Origin of the sequence: Mammaliicoccus sp. J-M41, from assembly GCF_022385935.1 — a bacterium.
GTDB lineage: Bacteria > Bacillota > Bacilli > Staphylococcales > Staphylococcaceae > Mammaliicoccus > Mammaliicoccus sciuri_A.
The window spans coordinates 48,089-69,582 of record NZ_JAJNIR010000009.1; the positions used below are offsets into that span (position 1 = coordinate 48,089).

The 21,494-nt window shown below is 33.1% G+C and carries 25 protein-coding genes; 24 read left to right on the forward strand and 1 reads right to left on the reverse strand.

What is annotated here, in order from left to right:
- The first annotated feature begins 10 nt into the window (after positions 1-10).
- The 3 genes from LQ686_RS05365 to LQ686_RS05375 all read left to right on the forward strand — a co-directional run bounded on the left by LQ686_RS05365 (position 11) and on the right by LQ686_RS05375 (position 3,443).
- On the forward strand, positions 11-1,492 hold the full coding sequence (locus LQ686_RS05365; RefSeq protein ID WP_239733200.1) for a LysM peptidoglycan-binding domain-containing protein: 1,482 nt from the start codon (positions 11-13) through the stop codon (positions 1,490-1,492).
- 24 nt (positions 1,493-1,516) lie between these two features.
- Positions 1,517-2,155, forward strand: coding sequence for a CBS domain-containing protein (locus LQ686_RS05370; RefSeq protein WP_103361594.1), 639 nt, complete (start codon positions 1,517-1,519; stop codon positions 2,153-2,155).
- Positions 2,156-2,456: 301 nt separating this feature from the next.
- Positions 2,457-3,443: a YpdA family putative bacillithiol disulfide reductase gene (locus LQ686_RS05375; RefSeq protein ID WP_025907077.1), complete on the forward strand. Its 987-nt coding sequence runs from the start codon at positions 2,457-2,459 to the stop codon at positions 3,441-3,443.
- A gap of 45 nt (positions 3,444-3,488) precedes the next feature.
- On the opposite strand, the gene LQ686_RS05380 is transcribed toward LQ686_RS05375, so the two are convergent.
- Positions 3,489-4,457: an asparaginase gene (locus LQ686_RS05380; protein WP_025907079.1), complete on the reverse strand. Its 969-nt coding sequence runs from the start codon at positions 4,455-4,457 to the stop codon at positions 3,489-3,491.
- 74 nt (positions 4,458-4,531) lie between these two features.
- On the opposite strand from LQ686_RS05380, the gene cmk reads away from it, so the two are divergent.
- The 21 genes from cmk (at position 4,532) to LQ686_RS05480 (ending at position 21,448) form a co-directional block, all read left to right on the forward strand.
- A complete protein-coding gene (gene cmk / locus LQ686_RS05385; protein ID WP_025907081.1) occupies positions 4,532-5,185 on the forward strand; it encodes a (d)CMP kinase in 654 nt (217 codons plus the stop codon).
- Positions 5,186-5,263: 78 nt separating this feature from the next.
- Complete coding sequence (rpsA, locus tag LQ686_RS05390; RefSeq protein ID WP_107565211.1) at positions 5,264-6,421, forward strand: 30S ribosomal protein S1; 1,158 nt, start codon at positions 5,264-5,266, stop codon at positions 6,419-6,421.
- A 127-nt stretch (positions 6,422-6,548) separates the two neighbouring features.
- Positions 6,549-7,859, forward strand: a complete 1,311-nt coding sequence (gene der, locus LQ686_RS05395) for a ribosome biogenesis GTPase Der (protein ID WP_025907085.1) — start codon at positions 6,549-6,551, stop codon at positions 7,857-7,859.
- Between the two features lie 19 nt (positions 7,860-7,878).
- Positions 7,879-8,883, forward strand: a complete 1,005-nt coding sequence (locus LQ686_RS05400; RefSeq protein ID WP_107565212.1) for an NAD(P)H-dependent glycerol-3-phosphate dehydrogenase — start codon at positions 7,879-7,881, stop codon at positions 8,881-8,883.
- A 17-nt stretch (positions 8,884-8,900) separates the two neighbouring features.
- Positions 8,901-9,107 carry a DUF2768 domain-containing protein gene (locus tag LQ686_RS05405; protein ID WP_025907089.1) on the forward strand — a complete coding sequence of 69 codons (207 nt, stop codon included), beginning with the start codon at positions 8,901-8,903 and terminating at the stop codon, positions 9,105-9,107.
- Complete coding sequence (locus LQ686_RS05410) at positions 9,100-9,825, forward strand: hypothetical protein (protein ID WP_103361591.1); 726 nt, start codon at positions 9,100-9,102, stop codon at positions 9,823-9,825. The genes LQ686_RS05405 and LQ686_RS05410 overlap by 8 nt, the downstream gene beginning before the upstream one ends.
- A 127-nt stretch (positions 9,826-9,952) precedes the next feature.
- Positions 9,953-10,225 carry an HU family DNA-binding protein gene (locus LQ686_RS05415; RefSeq protein ID WP_016912122.1) on the forward strand — a complete coding sequence of 91 codons (273 nt, stop codon included), beginning with the start codon at positions 9,953-9,955 and terminating at the stop codon, positions 10,223-10,225.
- A 131-nt stretch (positions 10,226-10,356) separates the two neighbouring features.
- Positions 10,357-10,827 carry a hypothetical protein gene (locus LQ686_RS05420; protein WP_025907097.1) on the forward strand — a complete coding sequence of 157 codons (471 nt, stop codon included), beginning with the start codon at positions 10,357-10,359 and terminating at the stop codon, positions 10,825-10,827.
- A gap of 40 nt (positions 10,828-10,867) precedes the next feature.
- On the forward strand, positions 10,868-11,572 hold the full coding sequence (locus tag LQ686_RS05425; RefSeq protein ID WP_025907099.1) for a demethylmenaquinone methyltransferase: 705 nt from the start codon (positions 10,868-10,870) through the stop codon (positions 11,570-11,572).
- Between the two features lie 12 nt (positions 11,573-11,584).
- On the forward strand, positions 11,585-12,547 hold the full coding sequence (locus tag LQ686_RS05430; protein ID WP_025907101.1) for a polyprenyl synthetase family protein: 963 nt from the start codon (positions 11,585-11,587) through the stop codon (positions 12,545-12,547).
- Between the two features lie 75 nt (positions 12,548-12,622).
- The gene (ndk, locus tag LQ686_RS05435; protein ID WP_025907103.1) at positions 12,623-13,075 is read left to right on the forward strand and encodes a nucleoside-diphosphate kinase; all 453 of its coding nucleotides are present in this window, start codon (positions 12,623-12,625) and stop codon (positions 13,073-13,075) included.
- A 598-nt stretch (positions 13,076-13,673) separates the two neighbouring features.
- The gene (aroC, locus tag LQ686_RS05440; RefSeq protein WP_037588158.1) at positions 13,674-14,840 is read left to right on the forward strand and encodes a chorismate synthase; all 1,167 of its coding nucleotides are present in this window, start codon (positions 13,674-13,676) and stop codon (positions 14,838-14,840) included.
- Between the two features lie 8 nt (positions 14,841-14,848).
- On the forward strand, positions 14,849-15,922 hold the full coding sequence (gene aroB, locus LQ686_RS05445; protein ID WP_345772674.1) for a 3-dehydroquinate synthase: 1,074 nt from the start codon (positions 14,849-14,851) through the stop codon (positions 15,920-15,922).
- Between the two features lie 15 nt (positions 15,923-15,937).
- Entirely contained in the window at positions 15,938-17,176 is a 1,239-nt protein-coding gene (locus LQ686_RS05450; protein WP_025905474.1) for a tetratricopeptide repeat protein, read from the forward strand.
- Positions 17,177-17,188: 12 nt separating this feature from the next.
- Complete coding sequence (locus LQ686_RS05455) at positions 17,189-17,725, forward strand: YpiB family protein (RefSeq protein WP_103361590.1); 537 nt, start codon at positions 17,189-17,191, stop codon at positions 17,723-17,725.
- Positions 17,725-18,156, forward strand: a complete 432-nt coding sequence (locus tag LQ686_RS05460; protein ID WP_025905476.1) for a DUF2487 family protein — start codon at positions 17,725-17,727, stop codon at positions 18,154-18,156. The genes LQ686_RS05455 and LQ686_RS05460 overlap by 1 nt, the downstream gene beginning before the upstream one ends.
- Positions 18,157-18,419: 263 nt before the next feature.
- Entirely contained in the window at positions 18,420-18,746 is a 327-nt protein-coding gene (locus tag LQ686_RS05465) for a helix-turn-helix domain-containing protein (RefSeq protein WP_107565214.1), read from the forward strand.
- Positions 18,747-18,805: 59 nt separating this feature from the next.
- Positions 18,806-19,054 carry an IS3 family transposase gene (locus LQ686_RS14340; protein WP_080690523.1) on the forward strand — a complete coding sequence of 83 codons (249 nt, stop codon included), beginning with the start codon at positions 18,806-18,808 and terminating at the stop codon, positions 19,052-19,054.
- A 376-nt stretch (positions 19,055-19,430) separates the two neighbouring features.
- Entirely contained in the window at positions 19,431-19,934 is a 504-nt protein-coding gene (locus LQ686_RS05470) for a Rieske (2Fe-2S) protein (RefSeq protein ID WP_025905478.1), read from the forward strand.
- A 13-nt stretch (positions 19,935-19,947) separates the two neighbouring features.
- The gene (qcrB, locus tag LQ686_RS05475; protein ID WP_016912349.1) at positions 19,948-20,622 is read left to right on the forward strand and encodes a menaquinol-cytochrome c reductase cytochrome b subunit; all 675 of its coding nucleotides are present in this window, start codon (positions 19,948-19,950) and stop codon (positions 20,620-20,622) included.
- Positions 20,623-20,659: 37 nt separating this feature from the next.
- Entirely contained in the window at positions 20,660-21,448 is a 789-nt protein-coding gene (locus LQ686_RS05480) for a menaquinol-cytochrome c reductase cytochrome b/c subunit (RefSeq protein ID WP_119594268.1), read from the forward strand.
- The last annotated feature ends 46 nt before the right edge of the window (positions 21,449-21,494 follow it).

The window sequence follows — 21,494 nt, forward strand, 5'->3', positions numbered from 1 at the left end:
GGTGAGTTTATTGTCTAAAGATAATTTTAAAGACGAATTCGAAAAAAGTCGTCAAAAGATAGAACGACCTGAAGACAAGACACAAGAAGTAGAAAACAACAACGAAGAGGTAAACGATAAAAGTCAGCCAAATCGAAAAGAAACAAACGACAAAAAAGAAGAAAAACAACAAAGTAAACAAGAACAACAATATCCACCAAGAGGCGCATTAAGAAGACAACGTAGAAAAGAAGAAGCTAACAAACAGAAAGCAAAAGAAGAACAACCTAAACAAGAAACACCTAAAGCTTCAGAAACACCAAATAACGAAGATAAGTCGTCTAAAAAGGCTGGAGCAATTGGTGCTGCAGGTGCAGTTGGTGCTGGAGCAGCAGGCGCAAGTGCTGCTAATGCCAATAAAAACACTCAAAATAATAAATCAAAACAAAAAAGATCTTTAACAGACAAACCTGAAACTAAGGATCAGCAACCTAAAGATCAAAATGATTATAAAAAAGCTGCAGGTGCTGCCGCTGCTACTGGTGCAGGCGCTAGTGCCGCAAATAATTCTGCAAATCAGAATAATGCTAAAGATCAAAACAAAAATGAGTCTCAAAAAGACAAGTCAAAAGGTAAAAAAGGTGCAGCAGCATCTGCCGCATCAAATAAAAACAACAAGCAAGAATCTAACAGCAAAGATAACAAAGAAAAGCAATCTAAAAACAAAAAAGGTGCAGCCGCAGCAGCGGGTGCCGGAGCTGTTGGCGCTGGTGCAGCAGGAGCTGTAGGAGGCGGTTCAGCCGGTGGAGGTACACCACCAAGTAATGGTAGTGGTGGACAAAACGGCGATGATGGCAACTCAAATAAATTCAAGAAAGCACTTGTTCCTATAATAGCTGCAATTCTTATACTTGGCGCACTTGCCTTATTCTTAGGTATGTACTTAAATGGTGCAAATAAAGATAACGGTAAAGAAATTGCTGAAAAAACAGAGCAAACAAATAGTGACGCTAAGAAAAAAGCTGATGAACAAGCTGAAAAAGATAGAGCTAAAAAAGAAGACGAAGATAAAGCAAATGACAAAGCTAAAGAATCAAATGAAGACTCTGACAAAAACAGTGATTCAAGCGACTCAAATAATTCTTCTGAAAATAGCTCAGACGAAAGTAATTCAGATTCAGACTCAAATGCAAATAGCAATGAAGATAGCCAAAGCAACCAAGATCAAAACAGTGACGATAGCGTAAATCAATATAGTGATAGCGCAAGTAATGAAGATGTACAAAATGCAGCTGATGATGCAGCTAACAACCAAACAAATCAAAATACACAAAGTAATCAAAACCAAAATCAGTCTCAAGAATCACATACTGTAACTGGTAAAGAAAACTTATACCGTATTGCGATTCAATATTATGGTAGTGGATCACCAGAAAATGTAGAAAAAATTAGACAAGCAAATGGTATTTCTGGCAATGAAATATCTCAAGGTCAGAATTTAGTAATACCATAGACATAAACAAAAGGGGATGGCTTTATGTATTTAACGAACATTATGATACCAAAGGAAAAATGTTATATCGCGAATCCGAAAGATACGATTCACTCAGCACTTGATAAATTAGAACATCATGGTATTGATGGGTTACCAGTTGTTGCTGATGGAAAGTATATTGGCATGATCACAAGATATAGTATTTTTAGACATTACTTCTTCAAAAAAGAAAATGTCTCAAGGGATGAATTTATTGAAAGTACTAAAATTGAAGAAATCTTAACGTTAGATTTACATTCATTAAATGCAAACCATGTAGTAGAAGAATCACTACTTAACTTGCAAGACTTTCCAATATTAGCAGTTGTAAATGACGATAAAGATTTTCTTGGTATCGTAACAAGATATGATGTAATGGAACAATTTAAATCAGCATTCGGTATGAAACAAAAAGGAATCCGTATTGCGATTACTTCTGTAGAAGCTGAAGGCAGAATTAAACGATTATCAAGTATCATTGCGAAATTCAAACTCAACACAATATCATTTGTAACATTTGATGAAACAGATAAAATGTATCGCAGAATGATCATCAAAGTTGAGAAAACAAACAACTTAGAAAAATTCATTAAGTATTTAGGAAAAAATGGATTCAAAGTACTTGATGTATCAGAAGAATAAATTAAGAAAGAACCTGAACACGAAATGTGTTCAGGTTCTTTTCATTTTAAGGGTGTTGAATATGGTGTTGTGGCAGCTGTTTTGAACACTTTCGGCCAAACTTGTTCATAACGTGGTTGTTAGTTACAAAACTACTGAGAATTGTAATTACTGGTCTCCTTATTTGCACTTCTCACCAAAACTGCTAATAACACCTAGCCACGCTACAATCCCAATCTTTTCATATATTCAGTTTCATTTTATTTTACTAATCTCGCATTATTGATATAATGATTGAGGATATTATAAGGAGTGAAAGTACATGCAAGAATATGAAAGCTTAATAATCGGTGGTGGCCCTTGTGGATTGAGTGCAGCAATCGAACAGAAGAGAAAAGGTATTAATGCTGTCGTGATTGAAAAAGGTAATGTTGTAGATGCTATTTATCATTATCCTACTCATCAAACATTCTTTTCTTCTAGTGATAAACTTGGTATTGGTGATGTACCATTTATCGTTGAAGATTTAAAACCTAAAAGAAATCAAGCACTCGTTTATTATAGAGAAGTCGTGAAACATCACCAACTTGATGTAAGAACTTTTGAAGAAGTGTTAGCTGTTAAAAAGGTTGATAATAGATTTTTAGTATCAACAACTAAACAAACGTATAAAGTGAGATTCTTAACAATTGCTACTGGTTACTACGGTCAACCAAACGAATTAGAAGTACAAGGTCAAGAGTTAAGTAAAGTGATGCATTATTTCAAAGAAGCACATCCATATTTTAATCAAGATGTTGTGATTATTGGCGGCAAAAATTCAGCTGTCGATGCAGCAATTGAATTAGAAAAAGCTGGCGCAAATGTAACAGTCTTATACCGTGGATCAGAATACTCTAAAAGTATTAAACCATGGATATTGCCTAACTTTGAATCATTAGCAAAACACGAAAAAATCACGATGCATTTTAACAGTGAAGTAGAACGTATCGATGAAGACACTCTTACATTTAATAAAGAAGGTAAGTCATATACAATTAAAAATGACTTTGTCTTTGCAATGATCGGTTATCACCCTGATTACAAATTCCTAGAATCTTGTGGTGTAGAAACAATTACAAATGAATTTGGAACTGCACCTTCATATAATAGAGATACAATGGAATCAAATGTTGAGAATTTATATATCGCTGGTGTTATAGCTGCTGGTAACGATGCTAACACGATATTTATCGAAAATGGTAAATTCCACGGCGGTACAATTGCACAAGATATTGAAAGAAAAAAGCAAACACCTTTAGAATCATAAAAACAACCATGTTATTGGACAATTAGCCAGTAACATGGTTATTTTTTATGCGAAATATTCAACTAAATCTTCTTTAGATAAATGATTACTTAAACCAACAAGTAGTTTAAGACGTGCTTTTTGTCCATTTAATCCGTTTGATAAAATAATGCCCATTTGTTGAAGTTGGTATCCGCCACCTTCATATGCGTAAATACCGCCTACAATGCCATTGAATGAACGCGAAACCATTACAACTGGAATATCAGCATCGAGCAAGTTCTGAATACCTTGTAATGCAGTAGGTGGCATGTTGCCTTGACCAAGGGCTTCTATAATTAGACCATCATATTGTTTTTCTACAAAGAAATCTAATAAATCACTTGATAGGTCCATGTGAGCTTTTACAATACCTATTTTGATATTTGGATTGATGTTTGGATATTTTTTATATGGAAAAGGTTGATGATGGAATATAACATGCGTCTTTGTAACACTGCCAATTGGTCCATAGTTTGGACTTTGGAAAGTACTCGTGTTTGACGTATGTGTTTTTGTTACATTTTTAGCTGTATGAATTTCATCATTGAATACAACCATTACCCCTTTATTTTGCGCATCATCTGTTGATGCTACTTTTAAAGCTGAAACATAATTGTATAAGCCATCCGAACCTATTTCATTTGAAGATCTCATGGCACCTGTTAAAATAATAGGTAACTTCGTATCTATTGTTAAATCTAATAAATACGCCGTTTCTTCTAAAGTATCTGTTCCATGAGTAATCACAAACGCATCATATTCATCTTTATCAATTGATTCTGTAATAATATCTTTCAATTGATTAATATATTGATTATTCATATGTGGGGAAGGTACTTGGAATGGATTTATTTCTGTAATATCACCTAGAGATTGTATAAATGCTTGATGTCTATGCATCGGATGTTCAGCATTTGTTTCTACTTTACCTGTATCTTTATCTTCAGACATACTAATTGTTCCACCAGTATGTATAACTAATATTCTCTTCATTTCTTTCCTCCTATTCATATGATTATAATTTATGATAAAATATATAAGATTAAAGAACAAGAGAGGGTATACAAATGAAAAAAATAAATATAGCAATAGATGGTCCAGCAGCAGCTGGTAAAAGTACAATCGCTAAACTTGTAGCGCAACATTTTAATATGATTTATGTGGATACAGGCGCTATGTATAGAGCGATTACACTTTATTATATTGAGCAAGGCTCAGAAGACTTTGACCATCTTGTTAAAGAAATTGACTTAAAAATCGTATTAGATAACGGGCAACGTGTTATTTTAAACGGTAAAGATGTTTCAGAAAGAATCAGAGAAAATGATGTAACCGAAAAAGTTTCATATGTGGCCTCTAAAGAACCTGTTAGAACATTTTTAGTAGAAGAACAACAAAGATTAGCAGATGAGAAAAATGTCGTAATGGATGGTAGAGATGTCGGTACAACAGTGTTACCGGATGCAGAATTAAAAGTATACATGATAGCATCAGTTGAAGAACGTGCTATTAGAAGATTTAAAGATAATGAATTACGTGGCATCGAATCTGATATCGAATCATTAAAGATTGATATTGAACGTCGTGACCAATATGATATGAATCGTGAAATCTCACCTTTAGTGAAAGCAGAAGATGCTATTAGTATCGATACGACTGGATTGTCAATTGAAGAAGTGACAAATAAGATAGTCGAACTTGCAAAAAGTAAAATGGTCTAAATAGTTCGAATTTCTTGACAATTTAGCCGCTTTATAAGAAGTTATTATTATGATATTTATTTAAAGGAGGCAATTTTGATGACGGAAGAATTCAACGAATCCATGATAAATGAAGTGCAAGAAGGTGACAAAGTTAAGGGTACTGTACAACAAGTAGAAGATAAACACGTAGTTGTGCATATAGTGGGTGGTAAATTTGATGGCATCATTCCAATTAGCCAACTGTCAACTCAACACATCGAAACAGCTAACGAAGTCGTCAATATTGGTGATGAAATCGAAGCATTCGTAACTAAAATCGAACAAAATGATGAAAGCGGACATTATATATTATCGAAACGTAAATTAGATGAAAATCTTTCATACGAAAAGTTACAAAAGATTTTAGAAGATGACGCAACAATCGAAGCTGAAGTAACTGAAGTAGTGAAAGGCGGTTTAGTTGTTGATGCTGGTATTAGAGGCTTTATTCCAGCTTCATTAATCTCTGTAAACTATATTGATGATTTCTCTGACTACTTAGGTAAAGTATTAACACTTAAAGTTGAAGAATTAGATCAAACAAATAACAGAGTCATTTTAAGTCACAAGAAAGTTGAACAAGAAGCATTAAGTTCTAAAAAAGAAGACTTACTCAATAATATTTCACAAGGTGATGTATTAGAAGGTACTGTCGCTAGAATTGCGAACTTTGGTGCATTCATTGACTTAGGTGGCGTAGATGGACTTGTACATGTATCTGAGTTATCTCATGATCATGTTAAATCACCTGACGAAGTTGTAAAAGTTGGCGATACGGTTAAAGTTAAAGTACGTGCTGTTGATAGAGAAGCAGAAAGAATTTCTTTATCAATTAAAGATACGTTACCAAGCCCATTTGAACAAATCGAGTCACAATTCACTGTTGGTGATATCGTACCAGGTAAAGTCGTGCGTTTAGCTCAATTCGGAGCATTTGTAGAAATCGCACCTGGCTTACAAGGTTTAGTTCATATTTCTCAAATCAGCCACGAACACATCGGTAATCCTGAAGAAGTATTAGAAAAAGGACAAGATGTACAAGTGAAAATTCTTGCTGTCGATAAAGATGAAGAAAGAATTTCTTTATCTATTAAAGATACAATTGAACAAGAAACTGATTTTGATGAATCATATTTAAACCAACAAGATACAGATGATGACAATCCTACTTTAGGAGATGTCTTCGGAGATAAATTAAAAGATTTTAAATTATAATATGTGTATATATAAGAGACTGGAACATAATGAAATGTTTCAGTCTTTTTTAGTTTTTTAATTCGATAGGCTAAATAGTCATCATATGTTAAAATAGAAAGGATTATGAAAGAGAGGAAGTAGGTTTATGACGAAACCCATTATAGCAATTGTAGGTAAACCAAATGTAGGGAAATCTACAATTTTTAATAGAATTATAGGCGAGAGGGTATCTATCGTTGAAGATACACCTGGTATAACAAGAGATAGAATATATTCAAGTGGAGAATGGTTAACACATGACTTCAACTTAATAGATACAGGCGGAATAGATTTAGGTGATGAACCTTTCCAACAACAAATAAGAGCACAAGCAGAAGTTGCAATTGATGAAGCGGATGTTATCATCTTTATGGTTAATGGACGTGAAGGTGTAACACAAGCTGATGAAATGGTCGCTAAAATATTATACAAATCAAATAAACCTGTCGTATTAGCAGTTAATAAAATTGATAATCCAGAAATGCGTAGTGAAATTTATGACTTTTATTCATTAGGATTTGGTGAGCCATTCCCAATCTCAGGTTCACATGGTCTAGGTTTAGGTGACTTATTAGATGAAGCGGCTAAACATTTCCCTGAAGATGACGAACCAGATTATGATGATGAAACAATTAGACTATCACTGATTGGTAGACCAAACGTGGGTAAATCAAGTTTAATCAACGCCATTCTTGGAGAAGAACGTGTTATCGTTTCACCAATTGCTGGTACAACAAGAGATGCGATTGATACAATATACACATATGATGATCAAGAATATGTATTAATTGATACTGCAGGTATGAGAAAGAAAGGTAAAGTATACGAAAGTACTGAAAAATATTCAGTATTACGTGCTTTAAAAGCCATCGAACGTTCTAATGTCGTACTTGTTGTGATTGATGCTGAAGAAGGCATTATTGAACAAGACAAAAAAGTTGCTGGATATGCGCATGAAGCCGGTAAAGCAATTGTTATTGTTGTTAACAAGTGGGATACCGTTGAAAAAGATTCGAAAACAATGAAGAAGTTTGAAGAAAAAGTTAGAGATAACTTCCAATTCTTAGACTATGCGCCAATTGCGTTCGTATCAGCATTAGAAAAATCACGCTTAAAAACATTATTCCCATTAATTACGATGGCAGATGAAAACCACCGTAAACGTGTACAAAGTTCTACACTTAATGAAGTTATTACAGATGCTGTAGCGATGAATCCAACGCCTACTGATAATGGTAGAAGATTAAACATTTTCTATGCAACACAAGTAGCGATTCAACCGCCAACATTCGTAATATTTGTTAATGATGTTGAATTAATGCATTTCTCTTACAAACGTTTCTTAGAAAATCGTATAAGAGATGCGTTCGGTTATGAAGGTACACCAGTTCATTTAATCTCAAGAAAAAGAAACTAATATTAAAGGATTGATAACTATGACAAATATAACTGTATTTGGTACAGGTAGTTGGGGAACTGCTTTAGCAAACGTATTAGCAGACAACCAACATAATGTATTAATGTGGGGTAAAACTGAAACAACTATTAACGAAATCAACAAAGAACATAAGAATACAAAATATTTAAAAGAAAATATTTTAAATGAAAATATTAAAGCAACAACTGATTTAAAGGATGCTGTTCATCATGCGTCTATCTTTATTATTGCTGTTCCGACAAAAGCCATTCGCGAAGTATGTGAAAATATTAATGAAATCGCTTATGGTAAAAAAGTATTCATCCATGTGTCTAAAGGTATCGAACCTGGCACTTTCAAACGTATTTCTGAAATGATTGATGAATCAATCGATAGCAAAATCAATGGCGGTATCGCTGTATTATCAGGACCAAGTCATGCAGAAGAAGTTGCGATAAAACATCCAACAACAGTTTCAGTATCATCTGAAAACGAAGAAGTTGCTCGTTTAGCTCAAGATTTATTTATGACGGATTATTTCCGTGTATATACGAACAATGATCTTGTCGGTATTGAAATAGGTGGCGCGTTAAAAAATATCATTGCACTTGCTGCAGGTATTACTGACGGAATTGGATATGGTGACAATGCGAAAGCAGCACTTATGACGAGAGGTTTAGCTGAAATTACACGTTTAGGTGTTAAAATGGGTGCTGATCCTATGACATTCCTAGGTCTTGGTGGTATCGGTGACTTAATCGTTACTTGTACATCTGTACATTCACGAAACTGGAAATGCGGAAATATGCTTGGTAAAGGGGCTACATTAGACGAAGCATTAGAAGAAATGAATATGGTCGTTGAAGGCGTAAGAACAACAGAAGCTGCTTACAACTTAGCAAAAGAATATGATGTTGAAATGCCAATAACTTCAGGTTTGTATAAAGTGTTATTCGAAGATTATCCAGTTTCTGAAGGTGTTAAAGATCTTATGGAACGTGACAAAAAGTCAGAGAATATTTAAGCAAGAGGGGTATTTAAATGTTTGATATATCAAGAATGGATTTAATGTGGGTGTCATTTTATTCTATTGGTTTTATGATTTTGGCAATTATACTCGTATATTTATCAAGATTTAAATTAAAAAATAAAATCATCAGTAGTATAACAATGTTTTTAGCAGTCATTTCTCTTATTATTGCTGGTATCTTTATGATTGTTGTATTAGGTGGATCGAGCCATGCATAATTACAAAAAAATATCGATCTTATTAATATTGAGTACTTTAATTTTGTCAGCATGCGCTTTTCCTAATAAAGAGAAAACAGAAAACCAAGTGCCAGCGAAAGACCAATTAAGTATGGTTCAAACAGCGGTAGATGAATACAAAAAGGCAAGTGGTGGATTATTACCTATCAAAGATAGAGATGATAGTTATTCATTATACTTAAAACACCCAGTTGACTTTAATAAATTAAAACCAAAGTTCTTATCACAATTACCAGGTAATTCATTTGAGAACGGCGGTATTTATCAATATGTAATCATGGATGTCGACAAAGACCCTAAAGTGCATTTAATCGATTTAAGAACGTCAGAAGTCTTAAAAGATATTCGAATTCGAATAGATGCATCAGGTAAACCATTACAATTAGGTAAAAAAGTTGCACCTAATGTATATGAAATTGAATACAAAAAATATGGTTTCAAGAAACAACCAACTGTACCAAGTCCATATAGTAATGAGCGATTACCTGTTTATATGAACGGCGGAAATGATTTTGTTATTGATTATAGATTAGATTTAGCAAAAGCAATTAAAAAAGAAAAATCACTTCCTAAACCAGGTGAAGATATTCGATATTTATTATACAAAGATTCGCCGATATTACCGGCTTATTCGCCTGAATTTACAATAAATAGTAAAAATGAGCCTGTTTTTAAATCAAAAGTGAAAAAATATTAATAAAAATATAGAAATTATGCATTTATAGCTTGTAAATCGTTGCAGTGGCACAGGTTGTTGTGTTAAAGTCTTATCATAATGGTATTTATACATATCATTAGATAACCTTTTGGGAGGTGAAATTGAAATGAACAAAACAGAATTAATCAACTCAGTAAGTGAAAAAGCTAATTTAACTAAAAAAGAAGCTGGTCTTGCTGTAGATGCAGTGTTCGAATCAATTCAAAAATCTTTATCTGACGGTGAAAAAGTACAATTAATTGGTTTCGGTAACTTTGAAGTACGCGAAAGAGCTGCTCGTAAAGGACGTAACCCACAAACTGGTAAAGAAATTGATATCCCTGCAAGCAAAGTTCCAGCTTTTAAAGCAGGTAAAGCATTAAAAGATGCAGTTAAATAATTGATTGTATCAAAGCCCTTTTTAAGGGCTTTTTTTATTTGTCTTATTTCTTTATATGAAATGAATATATGCATTTTCAATTCATTTAACTTAGTGTTAAGATATATAGGTGATATTGTTGAGGTGATAAGATGGATAAAATTGAAAAAATTTATAAAAAAGATATTTCTAATTTGTTAAAAGGTGTAGAGAATAGTAATGTACCTGTAGTTAATCCAATCATAGCTGACGTACTAGATGAAATGAACATCGATACTAATGCTAAGTTAGCTACATTATCTATTGATGCCTCAATGCGCTTTTTAAATAGAATAGGCGAGCCAAATGTTTCTAATCAAGATATCTTAATAGGTGATCTTGTTAGTGCATATTTTTATAAATGTGCTACATTAAATAAAGACCTCGTATTTTTAGATATTATGACTCAAGCAATTAGTAAACAAAATGAATTAAAACAAACGTTGGCTCATGATAAAATAAATCAAGATACAGCTATTATAAAAGAAATAGAATCAATCTTTATTACAACAGTGATTGATTACTACAAAATTAATATGGATAAAGAAACTTTGAAAGATCAAATTTATGCATATTATTATTAATGAATAACTACATTTTTAAACTTAAAGGAATGAATAACTAGTGGATAATAAATCGAAATCAGAACACGTACATGAAGTTTTCCAAAATATATCAGGTAAATATGATACATTAAATAATATCATCAGCTTCGAGCAACATAAAAGATGGCGTAAATATACAATGAAACAAATGGATGTTAAACCAGGTTCAAAAGCTTTAGATGTTTGCTGCGGAACTGCAGATTGGACAATTCAATTAAGTCACGCTGTGGGACCATATGGTGAAGTAGTTGGTATCGACTTTAGTGAGAATATGTTAGAAGTCGGTAAGAAAAAAACAGATAACATGGCAAATATACATTTAATTCATGGTGATGCTATGAACTTACCATTCGAAGATAATGAATTTGATTATGTAACAATCGGATTCGGCTTACGAAACGTACCCGATTATAAACATGTCTTAAGCGAACTTAAAAGAGTCGTTAAACCAGGCGGCATGGTTGTATGTCTAGAAACAAGTCAGCCAACAATGCCAGTATTCAAACAATTATATAGATTTTATTTCAAAAATATCATGCCACTATTCGGTAAAATTTTTGCGAAATCTTTAAAAGAATACAACTGGTTACAAGAATCTGCTGGAAACTTCCCTGGCAAAAAAGAATTAGCAGAAATGTTTGCTGATGTAGGATACGAAAGAATTAAAGTGAAAAGCTTCACTGGCGGCGTTTCAGCAATGCATTTAGCTTACAAACCTAAATAACAAGGTGATTACATGTATGACAAAACTAAAATTCATATAAATAAAGAAGTAAAAGAAATAGAAAAACAATTGAATAGTTATATAAATAGTGACCAAAACACTATAAACGAAGCTTGCCAATATTTATTAACTTCTGGTGGTAAACGTATACGACCATTATTCACTTTAATTGCAAGTCAATTTGGCGAGCATTATTCAAGAGATGTAATCACTGTAGCAACTACATTAGAACTTATACATATGGCCAGTTTAGTTCATGATGATGTCATTGATAAAAGTGACAAAAGAAGAGGTAAACCAACTATAGCAAAGAAGTGGGATGTGCAAACTGCAGTTATTACGGGTAACTATTTATTATCTCAATCTTTAAATGCAGTTAGCCAAATAGAACATCCAAAGCTTCATGAACAATTAGCAAATGGTATTATCGAAGTATGTCGTGGAGAACTATTCCAATTCGAAGATCAATTCGTATCAAATCAATCGATAACAAATTATCTACGTAGAATTAAACGTAAGACCGCATTGCTTATTTCACTATCTACAGAATTAGGTGCGTACGCGGCACGTGCAGATGATGAAACTGTGAAGAAGTTAACTAAAATTGGATATTACATTGGTATGAGTTATCAAATAGTAGATGACATTTTAGATTTCACAAGTACTGAAAAGAAACTCGGTAAACCAGTTGGATCTGATTTAAGAAACGGACATTTAACTTTACCAGTCTTATTAAGAATGAAAAATTCTAAAGATTTTAAAGCAAGCATCAATGAACTACAACCAGATAGTCCTTCAGAAGTATTTGACGGATTAGTTCAAGAAATTATTACATCACCAGAATTACAAAAATCTAAAGAAGTAAGCAATCATTATTTACAAAAAGCAGAAAATTTAATTGATACATTAAATAATGAATCAGGTAAAAAAATGCTCTTGGAAATAATTGTGAAAATAAGAGATAGAAACCACTAGAAAGCGCTTGCAAGTATGCGTAGTCAATGATAAACTTATCTTGGATTTACATAAAACAAAGGTAGGGATTACGCAATGGAAAGAACTTTTTTAATGATTAAACCTGATGCAGTACAAAGAAACTTAATCGGTGAAGTTGTTTCACGATTAGAAAGAAAAGGCTTAAAATTAGTTGCAGCTAAATTATTCCAAGCTAATGAAGAATTAGCTAAAGAACATTATGCTGAACATGTTGAGAAACCTTTCTTCAACGATTTAGTAAGCTTTATTACATCAGGACCAGTATTTGCAATGGTAGTAGAAGGTAAGAATGTAGTAGAAGTAACAAGAACACTTGTTGGTGAAACAAACCCTACTAAAGCAGCGCCAGGTACGATAAGAGGGGATTATGGTATCGATTTAGGCAGAAACATTATTCATGGATCAGATTCAAACGAATCAGCAGAACGTGAAATTGGTCTCTGGTTTGATCAATCAGAACTAAATGATTATAAATTAAACAATGAAAATTGGGTTTACGAAAAATAAATACAATAGAGAAGTAGTTCAACGATAATTTGTTGAACTACTTTTTTGTTAAGAGGCGGAAGTGGGTATTTTCGGGGGGTTACACGAGTATTCGGGGGTATTCTCAGGTCGTTACGAACACTTTCGCCCAAACTTGTTCGTAACGAGGGTCTTGTGAACACTTCTGGTCAAACTTGTTCATAACGGGGGGCTTGTAAACACTTCTGGCCAAACTTGTTCGTAATGAGGGCGTTAATTACAAAACTCGGCTGAAGTGTTACTATGGACCGCCTTAGTTACAAAACTCGGCCGAAGTGTTACTATGGACTGCCTTAATTACAAAAGTCAGCGAAATTGTTACTATGGATAGCTTTAGTTACAATACTACCGAGAATTGTAATTACTGGTCTCCTTATTTGCACTTCTTGCCAAACTTGCAAATAACGACCTCAGTATTTGCACTTCTCACCAAAACTGCTAATAACAACATATAATTCACACTTATTTAAAATCAAAAAAATCTAAAACTTTGTTAAACTATTCGTCTGTTTTTGTTAATTTAACGCGCTAAATATGATATGATTAATTTTATATTTAATTAACAGTAGGGAGAGATAATATGCGTTACTTAACATCTGGTGAATCACATGGACCACAACTAACTGTCATTATAGAAGGTGTACCAGCAAACTTGAAAATTGACGTAAACGAGATTAATGAAGAAATGTTTAAACGTCAAGGTGGATATGGACGCGGTCGTCGTATGCAAATTGAAAAAGATTCTGTAGAAATCGTTTCAGGTGTGAGACATGGTTATACATTAGGTAGCCCTATTACACTCATCGTTAAGAATGATGATTTTAAACATTGGAGAAAAATTATGGGTGCAGACCCATTAACTGAAGAAGAATTAGAAAATATGAAACGAGTTATCACTAAACCTAGACCTGGCCATGCCGATCTTGTTGGTGGTATGAAATATAATCATAGAGATTTAAGAAATGTACTTGAACGTTCGTCTGCTCGTGAAACAGCTGCAAGAGTTGCTGTTGGTGCAGTTTCTAAAATTTTATTAAAAGCTTTAGACATTGAAATTTATTCAAGAGTTATTGAAATCGGTGGCGTTAAAGACGATTATGAATACACGCTTGAAGAAGTCAAACAAAATATTGACCATAATGACGTACGTTGTATAAATGATGACGTTGCTGAAAAAATGAGAAATCGTATTGATGAAGCTAAAAAAGATGGTGATTCAATCGGTGGTATCGTTGAAGTAGTCGTTGAAAATATGCCTGCTGGAATTGGAAGTTATGTTCATTATGACCGTAAACTTGATGGTCGTTTAGCACAAGCAGTCGTAAGTATTAACGCATTTAAAGGTGTTAGTTTCGGTGAAGGCTTTAAAGCTGCTGAAAAACCAGGTAGTGAAATACAAGACGAGATTGCTTACGATAGCGAAATCGGCTACCATCGTTTATCAAATCACTTAGGTGGTCTTGAAGGCGGTATGTCAAATGGAATGCCAATCGTCATCAATGGTGTTATGAAACCAATACCAACATTATATAAACCATTAAACTCTGTAGATATCGATTCTAAAGATAGCTTTAAAGCGACAATTGAAAGATCAGATAGTTGTGCTGTTCCTGCTGCAAGTGTTGTTTGTGAAAATGTTATCGCATTTGAAGTTGCAAAAGCTTTAACTGAAGAATACCAATCTAATCACATTGACCAATTACAAGAAGCTATTAAGAATCATCGTAATTGGAACTTAAACTTCTAGGTGATGAAATGATTTTTGAAACAGCATATACTAACAACAACTATCCGATAATATTAAAGCAGAACGCACTAGCTGAACTTAATCAATATCTTAAAGCAGATGAACAAAATATTGTGTTAATTGACCAAGATGTTTATAGATATCATAAAGACTATATTAAGTCACATCTTCAAGACCAAGATATTAAATTTTTAACGGTTATGAGTGGTGAAGCTTGTAAGCAAATGTCATATTTTGAATCGCTCAGCGAAAAGCTCTTATCAATGAATATCACAAGACAATCTCAACTCATCGCTATCGGTGGTGGCGCAACTGGAGACTTTGTTGGTTTTCTAGCTGCAACTTTGTTACGTGGCATTGATTTTATACAAGTTCCTACAACACTTTTGGCACACGATTCAGCAATCGGTGGAAAAGTGGGCATTAATGCATCGGTCGGTAAAAATTTAATCGGTGCATTTCATAGACCACGCGCTGTTATATATGATATAAATTTCCTAGAAACATTGCCACATATTGAAATACGTAGTGGTTATGGTGAAATATTTAAACATGCCATTTTAAATAGTGAAGCCGACACACTTCATTTAATGGATGTTTATCCTTCAATTAAAGAATTAGCGCAATTGAAAAATATAGAAGATTATTTAAAAATGGGCATTGAAACTAAATTGAAAATTGTGATTGAAGATGAATTTGAAGGTGGCGTACGTAAACATTTAAATTTAGGACACACTTTTGGACACGGACTTGAATACTTAACAAAAATTGCTCACGGTGAAGCTGTGATGATCGGTATTCTTTTCCAGAAAGTGATAAATAAAAATAGAAATATGTACGATAGCACTTCAAGTGTGCATCTGTTCATTAATTATTTAAAAGAATTAGGTTACCCTTTAAATGTCTTAAATCATGCTGATATTGAACAAATTTTTGAATATATGAAAAAAGACAAAAAGAATATTGGACAAACGATTCAAATGGTTTTACAAAATGGTGAAGCTTCATTTACAATTGAATCCGTTTCTAAAGAAGAAGTATTAGATGCATTTAAAGAACTTAAATCTCTAATAAATGAATAGAAGGAGTCCTTTAACATGGAAGATGTATATAAAGTAATTGACGATATTCACATGAAGAATATCGAACATTTAGATGAGAAAGTAAACAGAGTTCTACAATCTGACGATCACGACGCTTTATTTATGTTAGGCGAAACATTATATAAATACGGTATTGTCGATCAAGGCGTTAAAATATTCGAAGAACTTTATTTACTTTATCCTGATGAAAATGAATTGCTTGTTTATTATATAGAAGGGCTAATTGACCAAAACGACTTAGATAAAGCGCATGAAGTATTGTATAACAGCCCACATTCTACAGAGAAATTAATGCTTGAGGCTGATTTATACCAACAACAAGGCTTATTCGAAGTTGGAATAGAGAAATTAATTGAAGCAAAAGAAATGGAACCAGATGATATTGTGATTACATTCGCTTTAGCTGAAATGTACTATTACGATGGTCAATATTTAAAAGCGATTTCTAACTATGAAACAATCACGCAAACTGGTGAAGATATTATTAATGGTATTTCGATTTATGCACGAATGGCAGACGCAAGTTTACAAAGTGGTGCATACGAAGAAGCAATCAAATATTATGAAAATGTATCAGAAATGGATATGACAGCTGAAGATTATTTCAAACAAGCAATTAGTTACCAAAAAAATGACTTAACAAGAGAAGCAATTAAGCAACTTGAAAAGTTATTACAAAAAGACCCAGACTTTATGCAAGCTTACCATTACTTATTGCAAATTTATGAATCAGAAAAAGATTATGAAAAAGCAATAGAAATCGGTAAAGAAGGGCTACGCTTAAACGCATATTATAAAGAACTTATGACAGATACTGCTAGACTAATGTTAACAACTAACGATGAGCATGGTGCAATTCTGTTACAAGATGCATTAACAGTTGATCCTTCTTATACTGAAGCTGCCATTATACTTGCTGATTATTATCGAGAAAAAGATAACATAACAGGTCTTATTAATTTATTAACGTATGTTGATCATGAAGATATAGACCCAGTAGTAGCTTGGCACGTTGCATATGCATTCGGTGAAGAAGAAAGAGATAAAGAAGCTCAACACTTCTATGAATTAGCATATCCAGATTTAACACAAAATATTGATTTCTTAAACGACTATTACCATTACTTAATTGAAATCGGTCATGTCGATAACGCTAAAAATATATTAGAATCTGTTCGCAAACTTGATCCTGAAAATCCATATTGGGACCAAGAATACGAAAGATTATTATAAGTAGGGTTAATTATGAATCATACATGGTTAAACTATGAAAAACAGCGATTTATTGAATATATTCTATATCAATACGATTTTAAAATTGCTGAAAGTGTATGGATATTAAATTTATTAAAAAGCAGCCCTAAATATTTATCTAACATTTCATTCGTCAATGAATTTTCAGATGAACGCATATTGTCCATAAGTACCGAGCAATCTAAACAACTGCCTTTACTTTATTGTAAAGATCGCTTCTGTATAGAAGATGGTCGACAAATCTTCCACGATATTCGACTAGATAATACACATTTAAATGTACTTTTATATTTGAACAAAAATGATGATCGACTAAATAAGTTACTGTTGTTGCAAATGCTTGTTGATTATTATGGAGATGATAAAGATATTCGTGCTTTAAATAATAACAATACACATGGACTAGGACATTGGCGTAAACTCATCAGTAATGAAATAGATAAATCTTTAGATAATAACGATCAAGACATGTTTATAGAAATGTCTAAAATATTACAATTCATTAATGAGTTGGAGGAACATCGATAATGTTATTTAATCATGTTGACTTAAAAGAATTAAAAAACAACTTAGAATATATCGATACAGCCATCATACCTGTATCTAATATTGATATGAATCATCAATTATTAACATCATGCGATCAAAATGAAACAGTTCAACTTGTTGGCATGTTAGCAGAAAAACAATTTAAAGGTAGATTACTACTTACACCAACATTTTTCACAAGTGGTAATCAATACGATCACGTCGTATCTTTTATACAAAGTTTAAAAGAGTATGGCTTGAACAATATAATTATTTTAAGCAGTGATCAAGTAGAACTGAACGTTGATCACGAATTGTATAAAGTAAACACGATTCCAATGGGTGACTTAGACGATGATATGAAACGCACACTCATCGAAGACGAAGTCAAACAATTTATGAAGTTTATCATAAGAACATGGAATAAATAGTAGGTAGATGCACGATAGATTATAGTGTATTATCCCTATAGAGTAAGTATTTAAAAACTAAAACTCTATAGGGATATTTTTATACATAAAGCTAGACTACCTGTCGAACTTAAACAAGGCAAATTCAATAACTTTAAAAAACTTATTCAGATATAGTGTCTTAATATATTATTTTACATCATGCTACTTTAAAAAATTGGGTGGTAAAGTATACTGAAGGAAAGTAAAATAAATCTTATTTTCCATATCTAGAGGTAGACACTATGAATACTAGAAAAACAACATTTGAAGAGAGAATTGAAATAGCTAAATATTGTATTGAAAATAATAGAGACTTTAATAAGACAGCTGAAAAGTACCAAGTTAACTATTCACAAGTCTATAATTGGATAAAAAAATATGAAAAACATGGTGATATTGGTTTAGTAGATGGTAGAGGTAAAGGAAAACCAGTTGAAGCTTTAACTAGAGAAGAAGAACTTGAATTAAAAATAAAAGCACTTGAACAAAGAAATAAATTTCTCCAAATGGAGAATGAGGTATTAAAAAAGCAGGAAGAAATAGAGAGGCAGTTGATGAATCGAAAGTAAGACAAATAGTAGAATATCAGACAATTGAATCATTAAAAGATAAATATTCAACGAATCAAATGTGTACCATTCTTGGAATATCAAGGGCAAGTTATTATAAATGGAAAAACAGAGAAGAATCACAATCCGAGAGATTCAATAATGAATTAAAAGATGAGATATTCAGAATTTACCATGAACATGATGGCAAATATGGATCTAGAAGAATACATAAGTATTTGAGGGCACATACTAAATTCCAGGTTAATCATAAGCGTGTCTATAGAATCATGAAAAAATATGGATTAATTGCCTCAAACAATTTATGAAGTTTATCATTAGAACATGGAATAAATAGTTGGTAGATGCACGATATCTTTGAGTCTTCGTGCGATAATAACCAACTTCTAGATAACTTCACATCATAATATCCGTAACAAATCTTAACTAAATAAGATTTGTTACGTTTTTTTTATTTCCAAAATACAATTGTCCTTTCTATGTGGAAAATAGGCTTATTTTCACAGTTTTTCATCAATATTTTCGCCTTTATAATAAAGCCTTTTCATTTTTTTAAAAATTCCTAGATAAAAGGTTAATAAATAAACATTTAAATTGTGACAAAGCGTTGACCGTCTTGAAATAATAGGCTAAAATTAAGTTGTCCTAGTTATAAAAGAACGATTAATAGAGGGGGGAATCTAAATGAGCCAACGTGTCACACGACGCCAATTTTTAAACTATTCATTGATGGGTGTTGGGTCATTTATGGCTGCTGGTATGATTTTACCTATGGGTAGATTTGCGCTTGATCCTGTATTCAAAGCTGATGCACAAGGCGATATGATTGCTACAGGCGTAAAGGAGTCAGAACTTGGTAAAGAGCCTATTAAAGTGGACTTTAAATTCGAGCAAGAAGATGCTTGGTACACAAGTGAAGTTACAGAATTTGCTTGGGTGTACAAAGATGGAAATGAAATCGTAGCATTATCACCGGTCTGTAAACATTTAGGATGTACAGTACAGTGGAATGGCGATAAATCAAATCCAAATCAATTCTTTTGTCCATGTCATAACGGTCGTTATGAAAAGAACGGTAAGAATATTCCAGGTACGCCGCCATTAGCACCACTTGATCAATACGAAGTAAAAGTTAAAGGTGGCATTATTCAAATCGGTAAAAAGCACGAGAACGAATTAGCTAAATAAGGAGGGATTAACAATGATAGATAAAATCTATGATTGGGTCGATGACAGACTTGATATTACACCAATTTGGCGAGATATTGCTGATCATGAGGTGCCAGAGCATGTTAACCCTGCTTATCACTTTTCAGCTTTCGTTTATTGTTTTGGTGGTCTAACGTTTTTCATTACAGTAATACAAGTTTTATCAGGTATGTTTTTAACGATGTACTATGTTCCAGATATCGTTAATGCATGGAAATCAGTTTACTATCTACAACACGATGTAGCTGCTGGTGTTATCGTACGTGGTATGCACCATTGGGGAGCAAGTTTAGTAGTAGTAATGATGTTTTTACATACACTTCGTGTATTCTTTACAGGATCTTATAAACAACCTAGAGAATTAAACTGGGTTGTCGGTGTATTAATATTCTTCGTAATGCTTGGATTAAGTTTTACTGGTTATTTATTACCATGGGATATGAAAGCACTATTCGCAACAAAAGTAGGTTTACAAATTGCAGAATCTGTTCCTATCATTGGGCCGTGGGTTAAGACATTACTAGCAGGGGATGCAGAGATAGTTGGTGCACAAACTCTAACTCGTTTCTTTGCGATACATGTATTCTTCCTACCAGCTGCACTATTCGCGTTATTAGCAGCACACTTTATAATGATCAGAAAACAAGGTATTTCAGGTCCACTATAAAATTAACGTGAATAAATGAAAAAGGAGGTCATGCGACATGCATCGCGGTAAAGGGATGAAGTTTGTTGGTGATTCAAGAATAAAGTCATACGACAAACCGAAATTAAATCGAGATTATTCAGAATTTCCAGGTCGTACAGAAAGTTTCTGGCCTGACTTTCTACTAAAAGAATGGATGACTGGTGCGGTATTCTTAATCGCGTACTTATGTTTAACAGTTGCTCATCCATCGCCACTTGAACGTGTGGCAGATCCATCTGATACTGGTTATACACCATTACCAGACTGGTATTTCTTATTCTTATATCAAATACTTAAATATTCATTCGCATCTGGTCCTTATAACACATTCGGAGCAATTATCTTACCAGGTATCGCATTCGGTGCTTTATTATTAGCACCTTGGTTAGATAGAGGCCCTGAACGTAAATGGACAAAGAGACCATTTGCTTCTGGATTTATGTTAATCGCAATTGCAATCTTATTCTATACAACATGGGAATCAAGTTATTACCATGATTGGAAGCAACAAGCTAAACAAGGTGAAATCGTCTTCTCTAACTTAGACAAGTCAGACCCAGTTTATACTGACATCATCAAGTCAAACTGTACAAGTTGTCACGGTGGTGAGTTAACAGGTGGACAAGGTCCAAACTTAGTTGAATCGAAACTACCTAAAGATGGCGTTAAAGGATTCGTAGAAAATGGTGCAGGTAAAATGCCTAGCTTCAAAGACACACTTTCTAAAGATGAAATTGACAAAGTTGCTAAATACGTTGCAGATTTACATGAAACAGATGCAAGCGGTAAAGAATTGAAAAAATAATTAAATTTGAGCCTGGGGCATATGCGTGCCCTGGGCTCTTTTCAAA